Here is a 17,353-nt window from a genome sequence, read left to right on the forward strand (position 1 = left end):
ACGCGACAGCAGACAGGAGCCCACCGTATGCCCTCGAGCGCGAACTTGAAAGCCGAAACGGACCGCGCCGGCGGTCCGGGACGGGGTCACTGTGGGGTCGGGAAGCGGAGCAATCCACAGAACCTGTTTTCAGAAGAAGATCAAGGGAGATGACCAAGCAGTAGTAGTAGGTGCTGTGAAAACTGTGGATAACGGCAGGTCTGTGCAGGTCCCGGGCGGTGCTGGTGTGGGGAGTGCTCGAGGAGGGACTCGAGGACAGATCGGCGTGGCTGTGGATGAATCTCGAGTTGTTCGCCGCAATCCTCGAGCAGTCCACAGATTTCCACGGTTCTCCACAGGGTTGTCCACAGATGTGAATGGTTTCTTCCGGAGTTGCGGAGAACACGAAAAAAGCCGACCGGACGGATCCGGTCGGCCTCGGGGGTTCGGGTGGGTCGGGTGCGGACAGGGTCAGCGCTTGGAGCGCTGCTTGATCCGGGCGGTCAGCTCCTGCACCTGGTCGTAGACCTTGCGGCGCTCCGTCATCTCCTTGCGGATCTTCTTGTCCGCGTACATGACGGTGGTGTGGTCGCGGCCGAACGTCTGCCCGATCTTCGGCAGAGACAGGTCGGTCAGTTCCCGGCACAGGTACATCGCGATCTGCCGGGCCTGTGCCAGTGGCCTGGCCTTACCCGGGCCGCACAGGTCCTCGATCGAGGTGTTGAAGTACTCCGCCGTCACCGCCATGATCGTGGCCGCGTTGATCTCGAGGCTGGTCGAGTCGGGCATCAGATCGCGCAGCACCACCTCGGCGAGCGTCAGGTCCAGTGCCTGGCGGTTCAGGGACGCGAACGCGGTGACCCGGATCAGCGCGCCCTCGAGCTCACGAATGTTGCGCTCGATCCGGCTCGCGATCAGCTCGAGCACGTCGTGGGGGACGTCGAGCCGGTCCATCCGGGCCTTCTTGCTCAGGATCGCGATGCGGGTCTCGAGCTCCGGAGGCTGGACATCCGTGATCAGTCCCCACTCGAACCGCGTCCGCAGGCGTTCCTCGAGGGTGGCGAGCTGCTTCGGCGGGCGATCGGAGGTGATGACGATCTGCTTGTTCGCGTTGTGGAGCGCCTCGAAGGTGTAGAAGAACTCCTCCTGGATACCTTCCTTGCCCTCGATGAACTGGATGTCGTCGACGAGGAGGACGTCCGTCTCGCGGTAGCGCCGCTTGAACGCGACCTTGCGGTCGTCGCGGAGGCTGTTGATGAAGTCGTTCGTGAACTCCTCGGTGGAGACGTACTTGACGCGCATCCCCGGGAACAGTCGCTGCGAGTAGTGGCCGGCCGCGTGCAGCAGGTGTGTCTTGCCGAGCCCGGACGAGCCCCACACGAAGAGGGGGTTGTACGCGCGGGCCGGCGCCTCGGCGATCGCGACGGCGGCCGCGTGTGCGAACCGGTTCGACGCGCCGATGACGAAGGTGTCGAAGGTGTACTTCGAGTTGAGGCTGTTGCCACCCGTCGCGGCCGGGGCCTCGGTCGGCGGCTTCGTGAAGTACGAGGGCCAGGACTCGTTGACGCTGGCGATCGCCTCGCCGTCCTCGTCGACCTCCTCGTGGTCCCCGGGCTCGACTTCGAACAGGTCCGCGTCGCCGACACCCGGCCGCCTACGCCGGAAGGTGGGAACGCTGACGGCGCCGCTCTCCACGGGATCCGGCTCGCTCGCACGCACCGGCTCCGGCTCGACGTCGGTGGTCGGCGGTGCGATCCGCACGCCCAGACCCTCCACCCCTTCACCGATGTGACGGTTCAGCGCCTCGAGTATGGGTTCGCGCAGGTCACGCTCGATGGCCTCCTGCACGAAGGAGGACGGCACAGACAGCAGCGCGAAGCCCTGGGCGAGGGTGAGCGGCCGGACCAGCGCGAGCATGGCCTTCTGTGCCTTGGTCAGCGGATGGCTGGACCCGTCCGCCGTCAGTTCAGCGAGGACATCCACCCATACGCGTGCCAGGGTGTTTGATTCCTCGTTCAACGTGGGTCCTCTCGAATCCGTGCCTGGGGATAACTTCCCCGCACAAGGCTACGAATATGCCACCCGATCTGTAATTCCACACAATTATCCACAAGTGTGGATAACTCGATCGGGTGTCGGAGTGCGGGTGCCGTGTCACGGCCGCATCCCTCTCACCTGGGACGACGTGATACGCGGCGGTTCGGAGTCGGTGTTCCTCGCCACAGTCACGGCGTGGTGAGACGCACAGGTGTGGCGGTGATGCAAGTACCTCTGGAACCGTGGCGTGTCCTCGACGTCGCGGTTTGACCTTGTCGTCGGCGCTGCGTACTCTCGTACAGTCACCCGAGTTCGAGGTGTTGGCTTCGCGCTGGCCATTGCGGTCGTCTGCGTGCGCGAGTCGTCGCCGTCGGGGACCACCCAATTTTCACGCAATGGCGTCGACCGGCGCCGATGAACTATGAGGAGTGTCGACCGTGGCCAAGGGCAAGCGGACGTTCCAGCCGAACAATCGCCGCCGCGCGCGCGTTCACGGCTTCCGTCTCCGGATGCGGACCCGTGCGGGCCGCGCCATCGTTTCTGCGCGTCGCCAAAAGGGCCGCGCTTCCCTCACCGCCTGATCTGACGAGCGCGGGAGCTCGGGGTGCTGCCTGAGCCGCACAGGTTACGTCGACGGTCGGACTTCTCGTCCACCGTTCGTCGCGGTCGGCGTGCGGCCCGTCCGGACGTGGTTGTCCACGCGCTGGCGGAAGCTCAGGCAGAGTCGCTGGTGAGCGATCCGGGTCCGCGTTTCGGTTTGGTGGTTAGCAAGGCTGTCGGGCCGGCGGTGATTCGACATCGAGTCGCACGCCGGCTTCGTCATATCTGCGTCGGCCTGATCGGCGAGGTTCCGGAGGGGGCACACGTGGTGATCCGCGCGCTTCCGGGTGCCGCGACCGCGACGTCGGCCGACCTGGACCGGCAGCTTCGATCCGGGCTTCGCAAGTTGAACCTCCTTGCCTCCACGGATGCGGCGTCAACCGGTACCACCCGATGACGGCGGACGGCATTGCGCTGCCAGGCATCCTGCGTCGGGCCCCGGCCCGCGCGTTGATCTTCTGCATCGAGCTCTACCGGACGTACGTCTCCCCGACCCGGATGCCGACCTGCCGATTCACCCCCACCTGCAGCGAGTACGCGGTCGACGCGTTACGTCAGCGCGGTGCCGTGATCGGGCTGGCACTGACGGTGGCGAGACTGCTCAAGTGCGGCCCCTGGCATCGTGGTGGCTGGGACCCCGTTCCGTCGCGCGGATTCCGCCACCGTGACCTGCCCGGTGCAGCCACGCCTGGCGGGCCCGAGGGCCCGGCCGCCGCACCGGATACTGGCAAGCAACCCCACGATCGGGTGAACGTGGGCGAACAGAGGAGTACCTAGAGCCGTGCTCGACTTCATCTACTATCCGGTGTCCTGGATCCTGTGGGTCTGGCACAAGGTCTTCGGCTCCTTCCTCGGCGCCGACAACGGCTTCGCCTGGGCGTTGTCGGTGATGTTCCTGGTGTTCACGCTGCGCGCGATCCTGTACTACCCGTTCGTCAAGCAGGTGCGCACGACGCGGCAGATGCAGGAACTGCAGCCGCAGATCAAGGCACTGCAGAAGAAGTACGCCAACGACCGGCAGCGCATGGCGACGGAGATGCAGAAGCTGCAGAAGGAGCACGGCTTCAACCCGCTGATGGGTTGCCTGCCGGTGCTGCTGCAGGCACCGGTGTTCATCGGTCTGTTCCACGTGCTGCGGTCCTTCAACCGCACCGGAAACGGCTTCGGCCAGATCGGGATGACGATCGAGCAGAACGCGAACACCCCGAACTACGTGTTCAGCGCTTCCGAGGTCCAGTCGTTCCTCGACGCACGTCTCTTCGGCGCGCCGATCGCCGCCGCGATCACCACGCCGAAGTCGCAACTCATCGCATACGGCCTGCCGATTCCGACGGTGTTGAACATCGCCGCCGTCGCGGTCCCGCTGATGCTCATCGCGTCCATCGCGACGCACTTCAACTCGCGTGCGTCGGTGGCCCGGCAGAGCGAGGCCGCCGCGGCCAACCCGCAGGCCGCGATCATGAACAAGCTGTCGCTGTGGATCTTCCCGCTCGGCGTGCTCGTCGGTGGCCCGTTCCTGATGATCGCGATCCTGCTGTACTGGGTCTCGAACAACATCTGGACCTACGCGCAGCAGCACATCGTGTTCCGCCGTATCGACGCGGAGGAAGAGGAGAAGAAGGCGAAGGCGCTCGAGCGCCGCGCCGAGAACGCGCCGAAACCGGGTGCCAAGCCCGTCAAGCGCAAGGGGGCCGCGCAGGCCGCCGCAGACTCCTCGTCCGACCCGGATGCGGCATCGGTCCAGGACGAATCGTCCGCCGCCGGGTCGTCCACCACCGCGGAGTCGTCCGGACCGGGTCAGAAGCCGAAACCCGGCGCGAGACCGGCGGGCAACCGCGGCAAGAACACCAAACGCAAACGCTGAGCGTTCGGCGTCCTGACTGCTGAGCGCGCCCGCGCTCCCCTTTCACAGAGAAGAGAACGACGATGGCGAACGATCCGGAAACCGGACGGGATGGAGACGACGAGACCGTGGCGGACGTGACCGTGGATGCGCCCGTGGACGAACTGGACGAGGAGGACGCGCTCGTCGAGGAAGGCGAGATCGCCGGTGACTACCTCGAGCAGCTGCTCGACGTACTCGATTTCGACGGCGACATCGACCTCGACGTCGAGGGTGACCGCGCGGTCGTCAGCATCGACGGCGGCGACGACCTGACCAAGCTCGTGGGCCGCAAGGGCGAGGTTCTCGACGCCCTTCAGGAGCTGACGCGGCTGGCGGTGCAGCAGGCGACGGGCGAGCGCAGCCGCCTCATGCTCGACATCGCGGGCTGGCGCGCCGGCCGGCGTGAGGAACTGACGGAGATCGGCCTGGCCGCGGCCAAGCGCGTGCTCGAGTCGGGCGAGCGGGAATCCCTCACGCCCATGACGCCGTTCGAGCGGAAGATCGTGCACGACGCGGTCGCCTCCGTGGACGGCGTGTCGAGCGAGAGCGAGGGCGCCGAGCCGTCCCGTCGCGTCGTGGTCCTCAAGGACTGACCCGAACCAGTAGACAGGCGGAGGGCCCGGCGACCATAAAGGTTGCCGGGCCCTGCGCCTTTGTCGTGCTCGGACGGTGACGGGTTTCACGTGAAACAAGTTCGTGGTGTGACACGTGTGGCGACGGTGCTGGAGCCACCGCCGCCCTCCTCCCACCGCGATCCGTTCGATCACCGCGCCGATCGGCGACAGCCGGCGTGGGGACCACCGTCGTGGACGTGGTCGGAAATGCGACGCCGCGGTATCTCCGAGCCCGACCGTCGCCCGTGACAGCGGCGGACCGGAACCCGAACCGATCAGCGTCCGCCAGGCAGCGAACGCGTGCGAGGGGTGTTGCGACGTACTCGAACCCGCCTGCCGGAAAGGGTCTCCACGGCAGGGTCTCAACCGAAACCGGGCCTGATCACCGTGGTGAACAGGCCCAGTCGGTCCTGAAATCGGATGGAGCGGGACGCCCGGGTTTCCCCGGGAGGGCGGAGCCTGTTTCCCTTCACCCGGAGGTACGTTTCCGGGACCTTCTCGCGCAAGCCCCGGGCCGTACCGTGGTTTTGACGACTACCTAGTTCGTCGGAGCCACAACGGCGAAGTCGACCGGTGGTACCGGATGGACGGGCGAAAAGCCCGAGTCGTATTGCGACTCGCCTGCCGGCAGGCAGATGCCGAGACCGTTGCAGGTTTCCTCACGCAGCGTGACGAAGACGACGTTCGTGTGCGCGCCGACGCTGAGCGGCCGTACTGCTGGCGAAACCGGCGTGACAAACGGTCGTCCGGTGAACGGTCCCGAGGGCACGGTGAAGGGGCCTTGTAGCGAGTCCGACCCTGCGGTCACCGTGAATTCCCTCGGCGTTCCGGCGTCGGTGACCCATCGCGCCGAGATGAAGTTCTGCCTGAAGTTCTCGATGTCTGCATTCGTAGCAGCGACCCAGGGCGGCACCGCGCGGACCCACTTCTCTCCCGCAAGGGCTTGTCGACATTCCGGGGGGCCGATGATCCGCTCGCTGACACCGTAGCGTTCGTTCAAATCGGAATCGGGAAACAGATTGCTGGGGCAGCTGTGTTCGGTGGGTGGCGCCGCTGTTGCCGGCGCGCTGACGATGCTCACACCGAGCGTTGCGGTGAGCACGGCGATCTGACCTGCTCGACGAAGCGCATTGTGCATGACTGGACTCCCTGAAGGTGTGGTTCCATCATTGCCGCCCAACCTCTCCCGACGCCGAAGCGTGGGCCTGGGGCGAGTCGTAGGTTACTCGAAGCGGCCGCGTGCAATGGGCGAATGGGATTGTCCACGAAAGTTGAAAACTGAACAGGGATAAGCCATTTCAGGTGGACGTCCCTGCCCGTCCAATCCTGGCTCGAGTCGAGGCAGGAGGGGCGACGGGATGTTGTCAGTGGAAGACCGGGCCGAGATTCGTCGTCTGCATCGCAGCGAGCGGTCGCCGATCGAGGCGATCGCCAGGGTGATGGGATTTCCCGCAACACCGTTCGCGTCCGCGTTCGCTGTCGGGCCTGGCGACATACCGACGCGCCAAGGATGGCGAGTGTCGGAGTACGCGCGACCACCGGTGCGCTGGAGGGTGAACGGGTGGTGCGCGCCGAATTGCGGTGTTCGCGTGCCGCGGTGACGCCTGTTCGTCGAATCGAGCGCGCCGTCTCGATCGGATGGAGCTGCACGGGACGGAAACCGTTGCAGCGCTGTATTATTCGGTGTTCCACGGTGAAGGTCTCCGGGAAGTGGCCGGATGTCGTAACTGCCGAAGGTCACCACCCCGGGCGGTTTCGTCACTGTGACGGTGGCGATGTCGAGTGGACGGGTTACCGGGGCCGGGGACGACGAAATCCGGTTCGCGGTGTCATGATCGACAGCCCTCTCGGCCCGATCGGTGGAGGGAAACGGACGGCGGGCTCCGGATCTCGCGCGACACGGCGATCACCCCGACCGGACCCGAGCATCGCTACGGCCCGATCCCGCTCGTTCGACGCGTCTCGTGCGTCGGCACTATCGCTCCGTGGACGTCGGCGGTGCAAGGGTTCCGCCGACGCACGGGCCCGGTCCTCGAGACCCGCCGCTGACGAGCCCGTCGGGTTGCGCCGCCGGTTCCGGAGAGCGATACGTCGCAATCGGATGGAGTCGGGTGCACCGGGGCGACGGGGTGCTCCTCACCTCGCACGGCATCGCCCGGAGCCTGGCCCAGCGACCACTGCCGGCCCCTCCCCTCCCCCACCGCACTGGGACCTCGATGCGGCGGCGACGCCGTCCTGCCGCGGCGCGTCGGCGCTGCCGGAGGCGGCATCGGTCGCCGTGACGCGGGAAGCCCAGCACTCACAGGACGCCCTCGCGTCGGCACCGACACCGGTGCCTCACCACGCCGGAACCGCGGACCCCGGCGGTGTCATTCGTGGACCCAGACGGAAGACCACGGAGCGTCGGCGGAGCACGGTCGAGTGCGCACGTCCCCGAGCGTCGGCTGTGCGCGGAGTTCACTCGACGAGAGGTGGGCTCCCGCACCGATTCGACCCCGAGGAGGCGCCGAACTCACCGGAAGCGACAGCCACCAAGGCGCGCGGCCCGCTCGGCCGCGCGGGTTCCGAACGACGCCGACACCGCCGCAGGTGACGGCGTGCTCTCGAGGCTGCTCGATGGACGGGACTTCGGTGTGGGGTCACCGGACAGCCATGTCCGCCGTGACGACGCGTTATCCGGTGTCCCGGTCGGCCCGCATGCGCGGACGATTCTCGCGATTGGTTTGTTCGTGCCTCCGCTGTGGGCGGTGCGACGGGTCGCGGTGCCGATCGACGTGGTGGCCGCATCCGGTGCGTGTCTCCCGGTCGCCGCGGCGCGGTTCGAGCGCCTGCTCGTCGAGGAAGCCCGGCGCCTCTGCTCGGCACATTGGTGCGCGCTGCCGGGCCGGGTGGACCGCCTCCTCAGCGCGTCGAGCGCCGCGGTTCTCGCGTCCGCAACGGTCTCCGGTGCCGACCGTTGTACGGCACGGACTGCCGATGCGGGCGGCATGTATCGACACGTCCGGTTCCACGGGAAACCGAACGGCGTCGTCACGTACGAGTTCGTTGTCTATCGGTCTGTGTGGTGCAGCGGCGACTGCCGGGACACGCTGCGCTCGTCAGGTCTGGAGTCGCTGTCGTCGACACCGCGGCTCGCCTGCATCGCCCCCGTCCGTGGTCTCACACGCCCGCCTGTGCGATGCGGTGACCCCTCCCCTCCCCCACCGGAACCGACGGCCGGATGCTCGGCAGGTGCCACTGCTCGGCGTGGAGGCGCCGTTTGTGGTGTGCGGGTGTCTCTGGTGCCCCGGATGTCGCGGAGGGTGGCATCGAGGCGGTGCCGTTGTGGCGGGTTCTCGCGTGTCAGTCGGTACGGGGCGGCCGCGTTCCACGTGAAACGTGATGCAGGGTGGGCGCCGAGCTCCGTCGCGACCGAGCCGCCCTTGCCGCTCTCGTGCACGGCCGCGCGAGACGGGCCGCAGCGGGTGCTCGCCACGCGGTCGTGCCGTAGCCGGTCGGAAGCGCCACCGCCGCTCGCTTCGACCGGCACTCGCTCGCTGCGGTACAGACGACGAGACTCGGCCCACCCTTCACCGGACAGGAGTCCTTCGCCCCCGCGCACTCGTAGGCGAGCCGGGATCAGCGGAGGGGCCGAAATCGAGACGCGGTTCCGTGCTCGGTTGTCCCGGGCAGTCCCGCACGGATTCACGTGAAACATCACGACGTCGCTCTCGCAACGCCCATGCGCTTCGCAGGTCACGTGCCCGCCCAGGCGGTGCCGTGCTTTCCATCCTGCGGCGCCAGCACCGGACCGTCCGGCGGTCGAGCGCTGCGTCCGTCCGCCGGCGGCGACGCCGGACACTGCAGCTGATGCCGCACAGCGCGACCGCCGTCGGCCGAGCCCGGGATCACACCCGGTCATCGTGACGAATGCGCCGGGATCCCCCGTCTCGGTCACGGTGTGGTCGGCGGCAGGATGGGTGGCTGTGCTCCGAAGCTTCTCCTGTTTCGACAGCAGCGAACTTCCCGGACACACCCCGGGGCGGGCACGCGTCTGGGCGAGGGTCCGATCGACGTCGTGGTGGTGGCACCCGCGCGCGCGGGTCTCATTGGCCCGGTCGCGTCGGTAACCGGAACCACACCCGGCAATGGGGGTGACCGGCCGGCTCGCCCGGGATACTCCACGTGACACGGCGGTGTGCCGGCGTGTCCGGTGCATTGTGGCGGTGGTGGCACCCGCGTGCGAGACGGCGGGTGGGGTGTCCGGTGACGGGCGCAGGTCAACAGCCGCTGGAGGCGACGGCTGGAGGCGACGGACTGGCATCGCCTGGGGCACGGCGGTGTGTAGGCGTGTGTCCGGCGCATTGTGGCGGTGGTGACACCCTCGTGCGCGGCGGGCCTCGGGTGGGTTGATGCGGCCGTATCCGGTGGCGGGCACCCGCCTGCGGTGAGTGGATGTGACGGCCCGGCATCGTCTGGGACATGCGTGACACTGCGGTGTCCGGGTGTGTGCAGGGATGGACATCTGTCTGCGGTGGGTGGATGTGGCGGTCCGGCATCCCCCGGAACCGTGGCGGGGCACGGGCGGTGTGCGGCGTGTGTCGAGCGCAGTGTGGTGGGCGGTGGCACCCGCGTGCGAGAGGGCGGGTCGGTGTCCGGTGACGGGCACCCGTTGGCAGTCGGTGGAGGCGATGGACCGACATCGTCCGGGGCGCGGCGGGCGCTGGCGGCGGGCGGGCGTGTGTCGAGTGCATTGTGGTGCGGGCGGTGACGCCCGCATGCGTGATGGGCCGCGGGTGGGCCGACGCGCGTCAGGCGACGGTCGGTCGGGAGAGGCAGGTCGCCCGACCACTGCCGATGGGGACCTCACCGACATCGGTCCTGGGATGGTCGTCCCGACCCGGTGGTGTGGGCACATCGCGTCGACAGTCGTCGATTCGACTGCGAACCACGACGACGACCCGGATCCCCAGCGGGTCGAACAGTGGCGGGTGAATCGACAACGCGCTCCGTGGTTCGCGGTTCGGGTGGGACCGGACCGACTCCGCCGTCGTTCCCGGCCGTGATCCGCCCAGACCACCCCTCCCCTCCCCCACCTCGCCGGTGGCGACGAGACGCCCGATCTCAGCCACCGGATCAATCACACGCTCGGCGCCCTTGCCAGTGTCGGCATCACGGAGACCGTGTCGAACCGTACGGGCGGAGTCGCGTCCGGACGACCCTCGTTCCCGACCGAGCCGACGCGGCAAGCGACGGGTGATTCACGTGAAACATGTCGTGTGGTGTGTTCACGCGAGATCGGCGAGCACGGCGGGCCGCGGAAGCAAGTCAGTGGCTGGGTTTCCGGACAGTCTTCGAGGGCGAGGCACGTTGCGCCGCCGAGCACCTGTGGGCTGTGCCGCGGGATCGCGCGTCGCGGTCGGCGACAGTGACCCCGACATCGTGGCGCGAGTCTTGTCGGACGGCCTCACTGGAAACAGGAGAAGTGCGACGCCTCCCCCCGTTCCGCCACGACGACCGCCAGTCGCCCGCCGACTCTTCGGTCCGGACGTTGGCGGGGCCCGGGAACGCGAGACCACGTCGCCGTCCAACAACAGGGCCGCCGAGGAAGGGTCGCCGACCGGACGACACATCCGCCTAACGGGTTGCCGACCGGTGCGTCACGGGTTCGTCGAGTGAGGTGGGTGACGGGACGGCACGGTTCGCCGAGTGGGGTTGCCGATGGGACGGCACGGTTCGCCGAGCGGGGCCGGGGACCGGGCGAATCCGGGCCGTCGGTGTCGGTGTCAGTGACGGGTCGATGAGGCCGATGTCGTGCGCGCCGGCGGTGGAGGAACCGAACGACACTCGTCGATGCGATCGCATGCTGGACGACTCGATGGACGGCCCGCGATCGAGTCGATACCGACCCCGACATCGCGCGGGCCCATGCCGGGCACCGGACAACCGGTGGACAGACGGTCCGTGGTGAAGCACGCCGCAGCGATCCCTTCGCCACGAGCGCCGCGGGAACCCACGCACGTATCGGTTCGAGGGAGCACGGAAGCCGGTTCCCGGTCGTGACCCGTGGTGGCACGATCATGCGGTGGTCTGTTCGCCGAGATGCGACACCCGGCACTCCCCACGTACCAGTGGTGAGGCGTCCGGCGGGATCGCATGATTCACGTGAAACATCGCCAGGGGCTCCGATACGCGTCGGCTATCGCGCACTCGGCCGTGTGACCCGTCCGCGCCGGTCGCGGACCCGGCACGCCGCCGGCACCACGTGTGCAGTTGCGCTTCCGGACGGAGCCCGAAGGACCGGACGATGTGGCAACTGCGACCGGTCGCGGGACCAGTCGACCGAGCCGTCCAGGACCACATGCGGTGCCTCGGAGGCGGCGGGGCACCGGGAAGGGGGCTCGCGGTCGGTTCACCCTGCTCGACCGGGAAGCGAGTACAGCGATTGCCCGGCCGCGGCAGTCCGGGAGTGGACCGGGTCGACGACGCCCGTGCCCGAGGGGTTGCTCCGAACTCGGCCGCGTCGGCGTCCCGGATCCCGAGTGATGCCCCTGCGGCTGCACCGAGTCGGGTGGGACCGCCCGTTCCACGGGTCCACTCCCCTCCCCCACCGAGAACTTCTGTGTCGGTCAGATGAATTGGCGCGTTGCGTTTGTGTAATCGCGAATCGGCACGGGAAGATGTTTCACGTGGAACACAGCGAGTCCGTCGACATCCCCGAAGCCGCCCGTCGAGTGTTCGGGGACCGCCTCGGACTCGCGCAGCAGTACCACGACTCCCTTGCTACGGACGGTGTCGAGCGTGGTCTCATCGGTCCGCGTGAGGTGCCTCGGTTGTGGGATCGGCACCTCCTCAACTGCGCGGTCATCGGTGAACTGATCGCCGAGGGCGAGTCGGTGGTCGACGTCGGCAGCGGTGCGGGTCTGCCCGGCATTCCCCTGGCGATCGCTCGGCCGGACCTGAAGGTCACCCTGGTGGAACCGCTGCTGCGGCGGTCGATCTACCTTGCCGAGTTCATCGAGTCGGCGGGACTCGACATCCGTGTGGTGCGGGGCCGCGCCGAGCAGTCCGGTGTGGTGCACGAGGTCGGCGGAGCCGACGTGGTGACGTCGCGCGCCGTCGCCCCGCTCGAGAAGCTGGCCCGCTGGTCGATCCCGTTGGTCCACGAACGTGGACGAATGTTGGCGATGAAGGGGTCCAGTGCGGCGGAGGAGATCTCCCGCGATCGCGCTTCCCTGACGCGCCTGGGGGCTGGCAAGCTGGAGATACTCGAGTGCGGTGTCGGGATCCTCCCGACGCCGACGATTGTGGTTCGGGCCGAACGTGTTCCGAAACGAGCACATCGGAGGTGAACTCCGGTGCGGCCGGGTCGGATGATCGAGTCATTTCAGTGAAGGAGCAATACATGTCGGGTGGACCCGAAGCAACCGTTTCACGTGAAACAGGCCCCACATCCTCGAGATCCACCGACAACTCCGTCACGAACGGTCAGAGTTCCCATTCACCCGGGCCGTACGACGGAATCTCCTTGGCGGACACACCGATCGGTGCCGCCGCGCAGCGGGCCAGTCAGGTGCTGCACCCCGGCAGCGTGACGATTCCGAAGCCGGATCGTCGTCGCATGTTGACGATCGCCAACCAGAAGGGTGGCGTCGGCAAGACCACCACCGCCGTCAACCTCGCGTCCGCACTCGCGGTGCAGGGACTGACGGTTCTCGTCGTGGACCTGGACCCTCAGGGCAACGCCAGCACCGCTCTCGGAGTCCCGCACCATTCGGGCATCCCGTCCAGCTACGAGTTGCTCATCGGCCAGACCACGGCCAAGGAAGCCGTCCAGCAGAGCCCGCACAGCGAGCGGCTGTACTGCATCCCCGCCACGATCGACCTGGCCGGTGCCGAGATCGAACTGGTGTCGATGGTGGCGCGGGAGAACCGCCTCAAGAACGCCCTCTCCGAGGCGTTCCTCTCGGACATCGACGCCGACTTCATCCTGATCGACTGCCCGCCCTCCCTCGGGCTGCTGACGGTCAACGCGCTCGTCGCCGCCAACGAGGTCCTGATCCCCATCCAGTGCGAGTACTACGCCCTCGAGGGCGTGGGGCAGCTGCTGCGCAACATCGAGCTGGTCAAGTCGCACCTGAACCCCGAGCTGCACGTGTCGACCGTCCTGCTGACCATGTACGACGGGCGCACCAAGCTGGCCGATCAGGTGGCCGAGGAGGTCCGCGGTCACTTCGGCGACGCGGTGCTGCGCGCGGTGATTCCCCGCAGCGTCAAGGTGTCCGAGGCTCCCGGCTACGGGATGACCGTCCTCGACTACGATCCCGGATCGCGCGGCGCCATGAGTTACCTCGACGCCGGCCGTGAGCTCGCCGCCCGTACCGCAACGACGAACGCGCAGGAGAACTAGTGGCACAGAGAAGCAAGGGCGGTCTCGGCCGCGGGCTGGCGGCGCTCATTCCGACCGGGCCCGACGCCGGTCCCCGCCTCGGTGCGGCCGCCGCCGACGTGATCATCGGCAACGTCACCGCACCGGTCGCCCCGAAGGTCGAGGATCCGGCGGAAGCGGTCCCCTCCCCCACCGAGACCGTCGCCCCGGACGACGCGAAGCCGACCAAATCGACTGCGAACAAGGCGAAGTCGAAGCGGGCGACCGACGAGGACGCCCTCGTCCCGGTCGGCGCGAGCTACCAGGAGATCCCGGCGGCCGCGATCGCGCCGAACCCGAAGCAGCCACGTTCGGTGTTCGACGAGGAGGCGCTCGCCGAACTGGTGCACTCGATTCGCGAGTTCGGTCTGATGCAACCCATCGTCGTGCGCCGCATCGGCTCGGACAGCTACCAGCTGGTGATGGGCGAACGCCGTTGGCGCGCAAGCCAGGCCGCCGGACTCGAGAAGATCCCCGCGATCGTCCGGGAGACCAACGACGGCGCGATGCTCCGGGACGCCCTGCTCGAGAACATCCACCGGGTGCAGTTGAACCCGCTCGAGGAGGCGGCCGCGTACCAGCAGCTGCTCGAGGAGTTCAACGTCACCCACGAGGAGCTCGCCGCGCGGATCGGGCGGTCGCGTCCCGTGGTGACCAACATGATCCGGCTCCTCAAGCTGCCGATCCCGGTGCAGCGTCGTGTCGCCGCCGGGGTGCTCTCCGCGGGTCACGCGCGGGCGCTGCTCTCCCTCGAGGCCGGGGCGGACGCCCAGGAGCTGCTCGCGGCCCGGATCGTCGCCGAGGGCATGTCCGTGCGTGCGACGGAGGAGGCGGTCACGCTGGCCAACCGGGACGGCGGCGACCTCCCCGCTCCCCCGGTCAAGCGCAAGCCGATTCAGATGCCGGGGCTGCAGGATGTGGCCGATCGGCTGTCCGGCGCATTCGACACCCGCGTCACGGTCAGCCTGGGGAAGCGGAAGGGCCGGATCGTCGTCGAATTCGGGTCGGTCGACGATCTGCAGCGCATCGTCGAGATGATGGAAACCAACGGCGCCACATAGCGGCGACACGCGGGTGCCCGCACACGCGGGGTGTTTCGTCACCGTGGCGAAACGCCCCGACCGTTCGGGTGTCGGCACCCGCGTCGACCGCGAAAAGTATTGTGCTCCAGCGGGGCAGCTCCGGGAGGTGGGCGCCGACGGATGGTCCGGAGCCGATCCCCTATTCTTGACGTGACAATGTGGTGCGAGGACGCCGGTCCCCGTGTGAGGTCGTGGAGGCGAGGGTCAGGGTGTCGATGCGCATCAGCCCGCTCACCCTCGAGGGCTTCGACCAACTCCCCCGGCATGCCCGCCGGTGTGTGTTCTGGGAGATGGACCCGGCCGCGCTGCACGAATCCCGCAAGTACGCCGACCCCGAGTTCGAGAAGGAAGCATGGCTGTCGATGGTCATGCTCGAGTGGGGATCGTGCGGCCAGGTCGCGACCCTCGAGGGGTACCCCGCCGGATGCGCGCTGTACTCCCCGCCGGGTGCCGTGCCCCGCGCGGCCACCTTCCCCACCTCCCCGGTGAGCCCGGATGCCGTCCTGCTGACCACGATGAGGCTCGAACCGGCCGCACAGCTGGACGGGGTGGGGCCCAGCCTCATTCAGGCCGTCGTGAGCGATCTGGTGCGCCGCGGCGTGCGTGCGCTCGAGGCGTTCGGCATCGTTCGTACCGAGGGAGACGTCGCGCCGTCGGCCGGTGCCAACCACGAGTGCAGCCCCGAGGAATGCATGATCGACGCCGGCTTCCTCGAGGACATGGGCTTCGAAGTTGTTGCCGCCCATCATCGCTATCCCCGGCTGCGCCTGGAACTCGACAGCGACCACGGCTGGAAGGCCGACGTCGAGTCCGCCCTCGAACAGCTGCTCATGGCCGCGGCCGTGACGACGACAGGCAGCGAACGCAAGTCCTCCGTCGGGGTGCTCTGATCGATTCGGCGCCCGACCGATTCGGGGTCGGTGGCGCCCGCGGGGTCAGGCCGGATCGGCCTTCGCCAGCTCTTCGGCGAGCAACTCCTTGAACGTGTACGTGCCGGTCGGCTGATCGTCCTGACCGAGCAGGTACAGACGCTTCACCGCGACCAGGATGGCCTCCGCGATGATGTCCCGGTTCCGCGGATTGATGAGGGTTTTGACATCGGAATCGTTTGTCAGATAACCGATGTCGATCTGAACGGTCGGCATGTTGGTCAGCCGCAACAGATCCCAGCTGCGACCGTGCGTCCGACAGTCCTGAAGCGGTGCGCGAGCAACGATTTCACGCTGGATGAAGCTCGCGAGCACCTGTCCGATGCGGGACGTGGCACCGTGCGAGTTGCCGAAGTGGAAGCTGGCGACACCGTTCGCGTGCGGGCTGGTGCTCGTCGCGCAGCGCAACGAGATCATGAGGTCGGCGTCGAAGGTGTTCGACGTGTCGGCGCGTTCCGTCACGGACGGGTTGTTGTTCGGCGGGTGCGACAGGAACGTCTCCATCCCGGTCGCCGCCATCCGGCCCTCGAGCCTGCTCGCGATGTCCCACAGGATCTCGGCCTCCGAGATCGGACCGCGCGGCGTCGGGACCACCAGACCGGTGTCGGCGCCGCCGAGACCGGGGTCGATGACGATCCGCTTGCCGCTCAACTGGGGGCCCGATCGGCGTACCGATTCCTCCTCGGTGATCGCGTGCGGCGACCCACCGGTCACGCGGGTGCCGAGCAGGTCGAGGGACCGCAGCGTCTGCGGCCCGCAGATCCCGTCCGACGCGATACCGATCTCCCGCTGGAACAGCGACAGTCCCTCGTGGGTCTTCGGACCGAAGTAGCCGTCGACCCGGCTCGAGTAGAAGCCCAGATCCTGCAACCGGGTCTGCAGCGTGGCCACGTCGTCGCCGTACAGCGGCGCCGACAGCTGGTACGCGAGGGTGCGGGCGCCGAGCCGGTACGACGCCTCCCGCAGCGCACGATAGGTGGCCGCACCGACCACACCGTCCACCAGCAGCCCACGCTGCTGCTGGAACGCGCGGACCGCGCTGTCCAGGTGATGGTCGAACACGGCGTCCGGAGCCACCCACTGCGCGCCGTTCATCGGCTCCCGGGGGGTGGTGGAGACTCCGCCGCGGAGAAATCCCAGGGACGAGAGGGTGCCTCGAATCTCGGCAACGGCGGGACCGTGGTCGCCGTGACGGAGTCGATGCATGCGAAGGAGCCCTTTCTCATCCCGACGGCACCCAGCGTCGCTACGCCGAGTCTGCGGTAACGCCTGGGAACGATTCTCTCAGACACCACCGGAAAACCGGCAATCCCGAGGGTCGTGGCGCCCGTTACAGGACGTCGGAGAGGTCCCTGAGCAGTGCGGCCTTGCCCTTCGCGCCCACGATCTGCTTCACCGGCTTGCCGCCCTGGAACAGGATCATCGTCGGAATCGACATGACCTGGAAGTCGCGAGCGGCCGACGGGTTGGCGTCGATGTCGAGCTTGGCGATGGTCAGCTTGTCGGCGTGCTCACCTGCGATCTCCTCGAGCACCGGGGCAACCATCTTGCACGGACCGCACCAGGTGGCCCAGAAGTCGACGAGGACCGGCTTGTCGGCGTCGATCACGTGCTGCTGGAACGAGTCGTCGGTGATGGTGATGGTGTTCGCCATGAAGGCTCTCCTCGTGCGGTGGTGGATGGGTGGTGCTGAGTCAGGCGTCGACGGACACGGTCCGGCCGGCCGCCTCGACGGTGTTGGCGGAGATGTCGCCGCGCTCGGCGAGCCAGCGCTCCGCGTCGATCGCGGCCGACGCTCCGGTGCCCGCCGCCGTGATCGC

13 protein-coding genes and 2 pseudogenes are annotated in these 17,353 nt (G+C 68.0%); 10 read left to right on the top strand and 5 right to left on the bottom strand.

The window, feature by feature from the left end:
- Nucleotides 1-450: 450 nt before the first annotated feature.
- Nucleotides 451-1,998, bottom strand: coding sequence for a chromosomal replication initiator protein DnaA (gene dnaA, locus ACFYVR_RS21700; protein WP_387477005.1), 1,548 nt, complete (start codon nucleotides 1,996-1,998; stop codon nucleotides 451-453).
- A 455-nt stretch (nucleotides 1,999-2,453) separates the two neighbouring features.
- On the opposite strand from dnaA, the gene rpmH reads away from it, so the two are divergent.
- From rpmH to ACFYVR_RS21725, 5 genes are all read left to right on the top strand, one after another.
- Nucleotides 2,454-2,597, top strand: coding sequence for a 50S ribosomal protein L34 (gene rpmH, locus ACFYVR_RS21705; RefSeq protein ID WP_072754329.1), 144 nt, complete (start codon nucleotides 2,454-2,456; stop codon nucleotides 2,595-2,597).
- A gap of 23 nt (nucleotides 2,598-2,620) precedes the next feature.
- On the top strand, nucleotides 2,621-3,013 hold the full coding sequence (gene rnpA, locus ACFYVR_RS21710) for a ribonuclease P protein component (RefSeq protein ID WP_387477008.1): 393 nt from the start codon (nucleotides 2,621-2,623) through the stop codon (nucleotides 3,011-3,013).
- Nucleotides 3,010-3,393, top strand: coding sequence for a membrane protein insertion efficiency factor YidD (gene yidD, locus ACFYVR_RS21715; protein ID WP_387477010.1), 384 nt, complete (start codon nucleotides 3,010-3,012; stop codon nucleotides 3,391-3,393). The genes rnpA and yidD overlap by 4 nt, the downstream gene beginning before the upstream one ends.
- A gap of 4 nt (nucleotides 3,394-3,397) precedes the next feature.
- Nucleotides 3,398-4,480 (top strand): membrane protein insertase YidC, encoded by a 1,083-nt coding sequence (gene yidC / locus ACFYVR_RS21720; RefSeq protein ID WP_387477012.1) that lies wholly within the window; start codon nucleotides 3,398-3,400, stop codon nucleotides 4,478-4,480.
- A 62-nt stretch (nucleotides 4,481-4,542) separates the two neighbouring features.
- Entirely contained in the window at nucleotides 4,543-5,094 is a 552-nt protein-coding gene (locus ACFYVR_RS21725) for a protein jag (RefSeq protein WP_387477013.1), read from the top strand.
- 559 nt (nucleotides 5,095-5,653) lie between these two features.
- On the opposite strand, the gene ACFYVR_RS21730 is transcribed toward ACFYVR_RS21725, so the two are convergent.
- Nucleotides 5,654-6,253 (bottom strand): hypothetical protein, encoded by a 600-nt coding sequence (locus tag ACFYVR_RS21730; RefSeq protein ID WP_387477015.1) that lies wholly within the window; start codon nucleotides 6,251-6,253, stop codon nucleotides 5,654-5,656.
- A 220-nt stretch (nucleotides 6,254-6,473) separates the two neighbouring features.
- Here ACFYVR_RS21730 and ACFYVR_RS21735 point away from each other — a divergent pair.
- The 5 genes and pseudogenes from ACFYVR_RS21735 to ACFYVR_RS21755 all read left to right on the top strand — a co-directional run.
- A pseudogene (locus tag ACFYVR_RS21735) lies at nucleotides 6,474-6,587 on the top strand (hypothetical protein); the annotation flags it as partial.
- 5,187 nt (nucleotides 6,588-11,774) lie between these two features.
- Nucleotides 11,775-12,446, top strand: a complete 672-nt coding sequence (rsmG, locus tag ACFYVR_RS21740) for a 16S rRNA (guanine(527)-N(7))-methyltransferase RsmG (protein ID WP_387477017.1) — start codon at nucleotides 11,775-11,777, stop codon at nucleotides 12,444-12,446.
- 53 nt (nucleotides 12,447-12,499) lie between these two features.
- Nucleotides 12,500-13,504 (top strand): ParA family protein, encoded by a 1,005-nt coding sequence (locus tag ACFYVR_RS21745; protein ID WP_387477019.1) that lies wholly within the window; start codon nucleotides 12,500-12,502, stop codon nucleotides 13,502-13,504.
- Complete coding sequence (locus ACFYVR_RS21750) at nucleotides 13,504-14,583, top strand: ParB/RepB/Spo0J family partition protein (RefSeq protein ID WP_387477020.1); 1,080 nt, start codon at nucleotides 13,504-13,506, stop codon at nucleotides 14,581-14,583. Before ACFYVR_RS21745 ends, ACFYVR_RS21750 begins: the two co-directional genes overlap by 1 nt.
- Nucleotides 14,584-14,813: 230 nt before the next feature.
- The gene (locus tag ACFYVR_RS21755; protein ID WP_387477022.1) at nucleotides 14,814-15,494 is read left to right on the top strand and encodes a GNAT family N-acetyltransferase; all 681 of its coding nucleotides are present in this window, start codon (nucleotides 14,814-14,816) and stop codon (nucleotides 15,492-15,494) included.
- Between the two features lie 45 nt (nucleotides 15,495-15,539).
- Here the strand turns inward: ACFYVR_RS21755 and ACFYVR_RS21760 are convergent, their stop codons facing one another.
- The 3 genes and pseudogenes from ACFYVR_RS21760 to ACFYVR_RS21770 form a co-directional block, all read right to left on the bottom strand.
- Entirely contained in the window at nucleotides 15,540-16,739 is a 1,200-nt protein-coding gene (locus ACFYVR_RS21760) for an N-acetylmuramoyl-L-alanine amidase (protein ID WP_387477024.1), read from the bottom strand.
- A 124-nt stretch (nucleotides 16,740-16,863) separates the two neighbouring features.
- Entirely contained in the window at nucleotides 16,864-17,187 is a 324-nt protein-coding gene (gene trxA, locus ACFYVR_RS21765) for a thioredoxin (RefSeq protein ID WP_387477026.1), read from the bottom strand.
- Nucleotides 17,188-17,227: 40 nt separating this feature from the next.
- Nucleotides 17,228-17,353: pseudogene (locus ACFYVR_RS21770) on the bottom strand (thioredoxin-disulfide reductase); the annotation flags it as partial.

The organism is Rhodococcus sp. NPDC003318 (assembly GCF_042879035.1).
Classification (GTDB): Bacteria; Actinomycetota; Actinomycetes; order Mycobacteriales; family Mycobacteriaceae; genus Rhodococcus_G.

Excerpts from the sequence above, each read along its gene's own strand:
- yidD (WP_387477010.1), top strand. The coding sequence starts at position 3,010 with ATGACGGCGGACGGCATTGCGCTGCCAGGCATCCTGCGTCGGGCCCCG.
- ACFYVR_RS21725 (WP_387477013.1), top strand. The coding sequence starts at position 4,543 with ATGGCGAACGATCCGGAAACCGGACGGGATGGAGACGACGAGACCGTG.
- ACFYVR_RS21730 (WP_387477015.1), bottom strand. The coding sequence starts at position 6,253 with ATGCACAATGCGCTTCGTCGAGCAGGTCAGATCGCCGTGCTCACCGCA.
- rsmG (WP_387477017.1), top strand. The coding sequence starts at position 11,775 with ATGTTTCACGTGGAACACAGCGAGTCCGTCGACATCCCCGAAGCCGCC.
- ACFYVR_RS21745 (WP_387477019.1), top strand. The coding sequence starts at position 12,500 with ATGTCGGGTGGACCCGAAGCAACCGTTTCACGTGAAACAGGCCCCACA.
- ACFYVR_RS21760 (WP_387477024.1), bottom strand. The coding sequence starts at position 16,739 with ATGCATCGACTCCGTCACGGCGACCACGGTCCCGCCGTTGCCGAGATT.
- trxA (WP_387477026.1), bottom strand. The coding sequence starts at position 17,187 with ATGGCGAACACCATCACCATCACCGACGACTCGTTCCAGCAGCACGTG.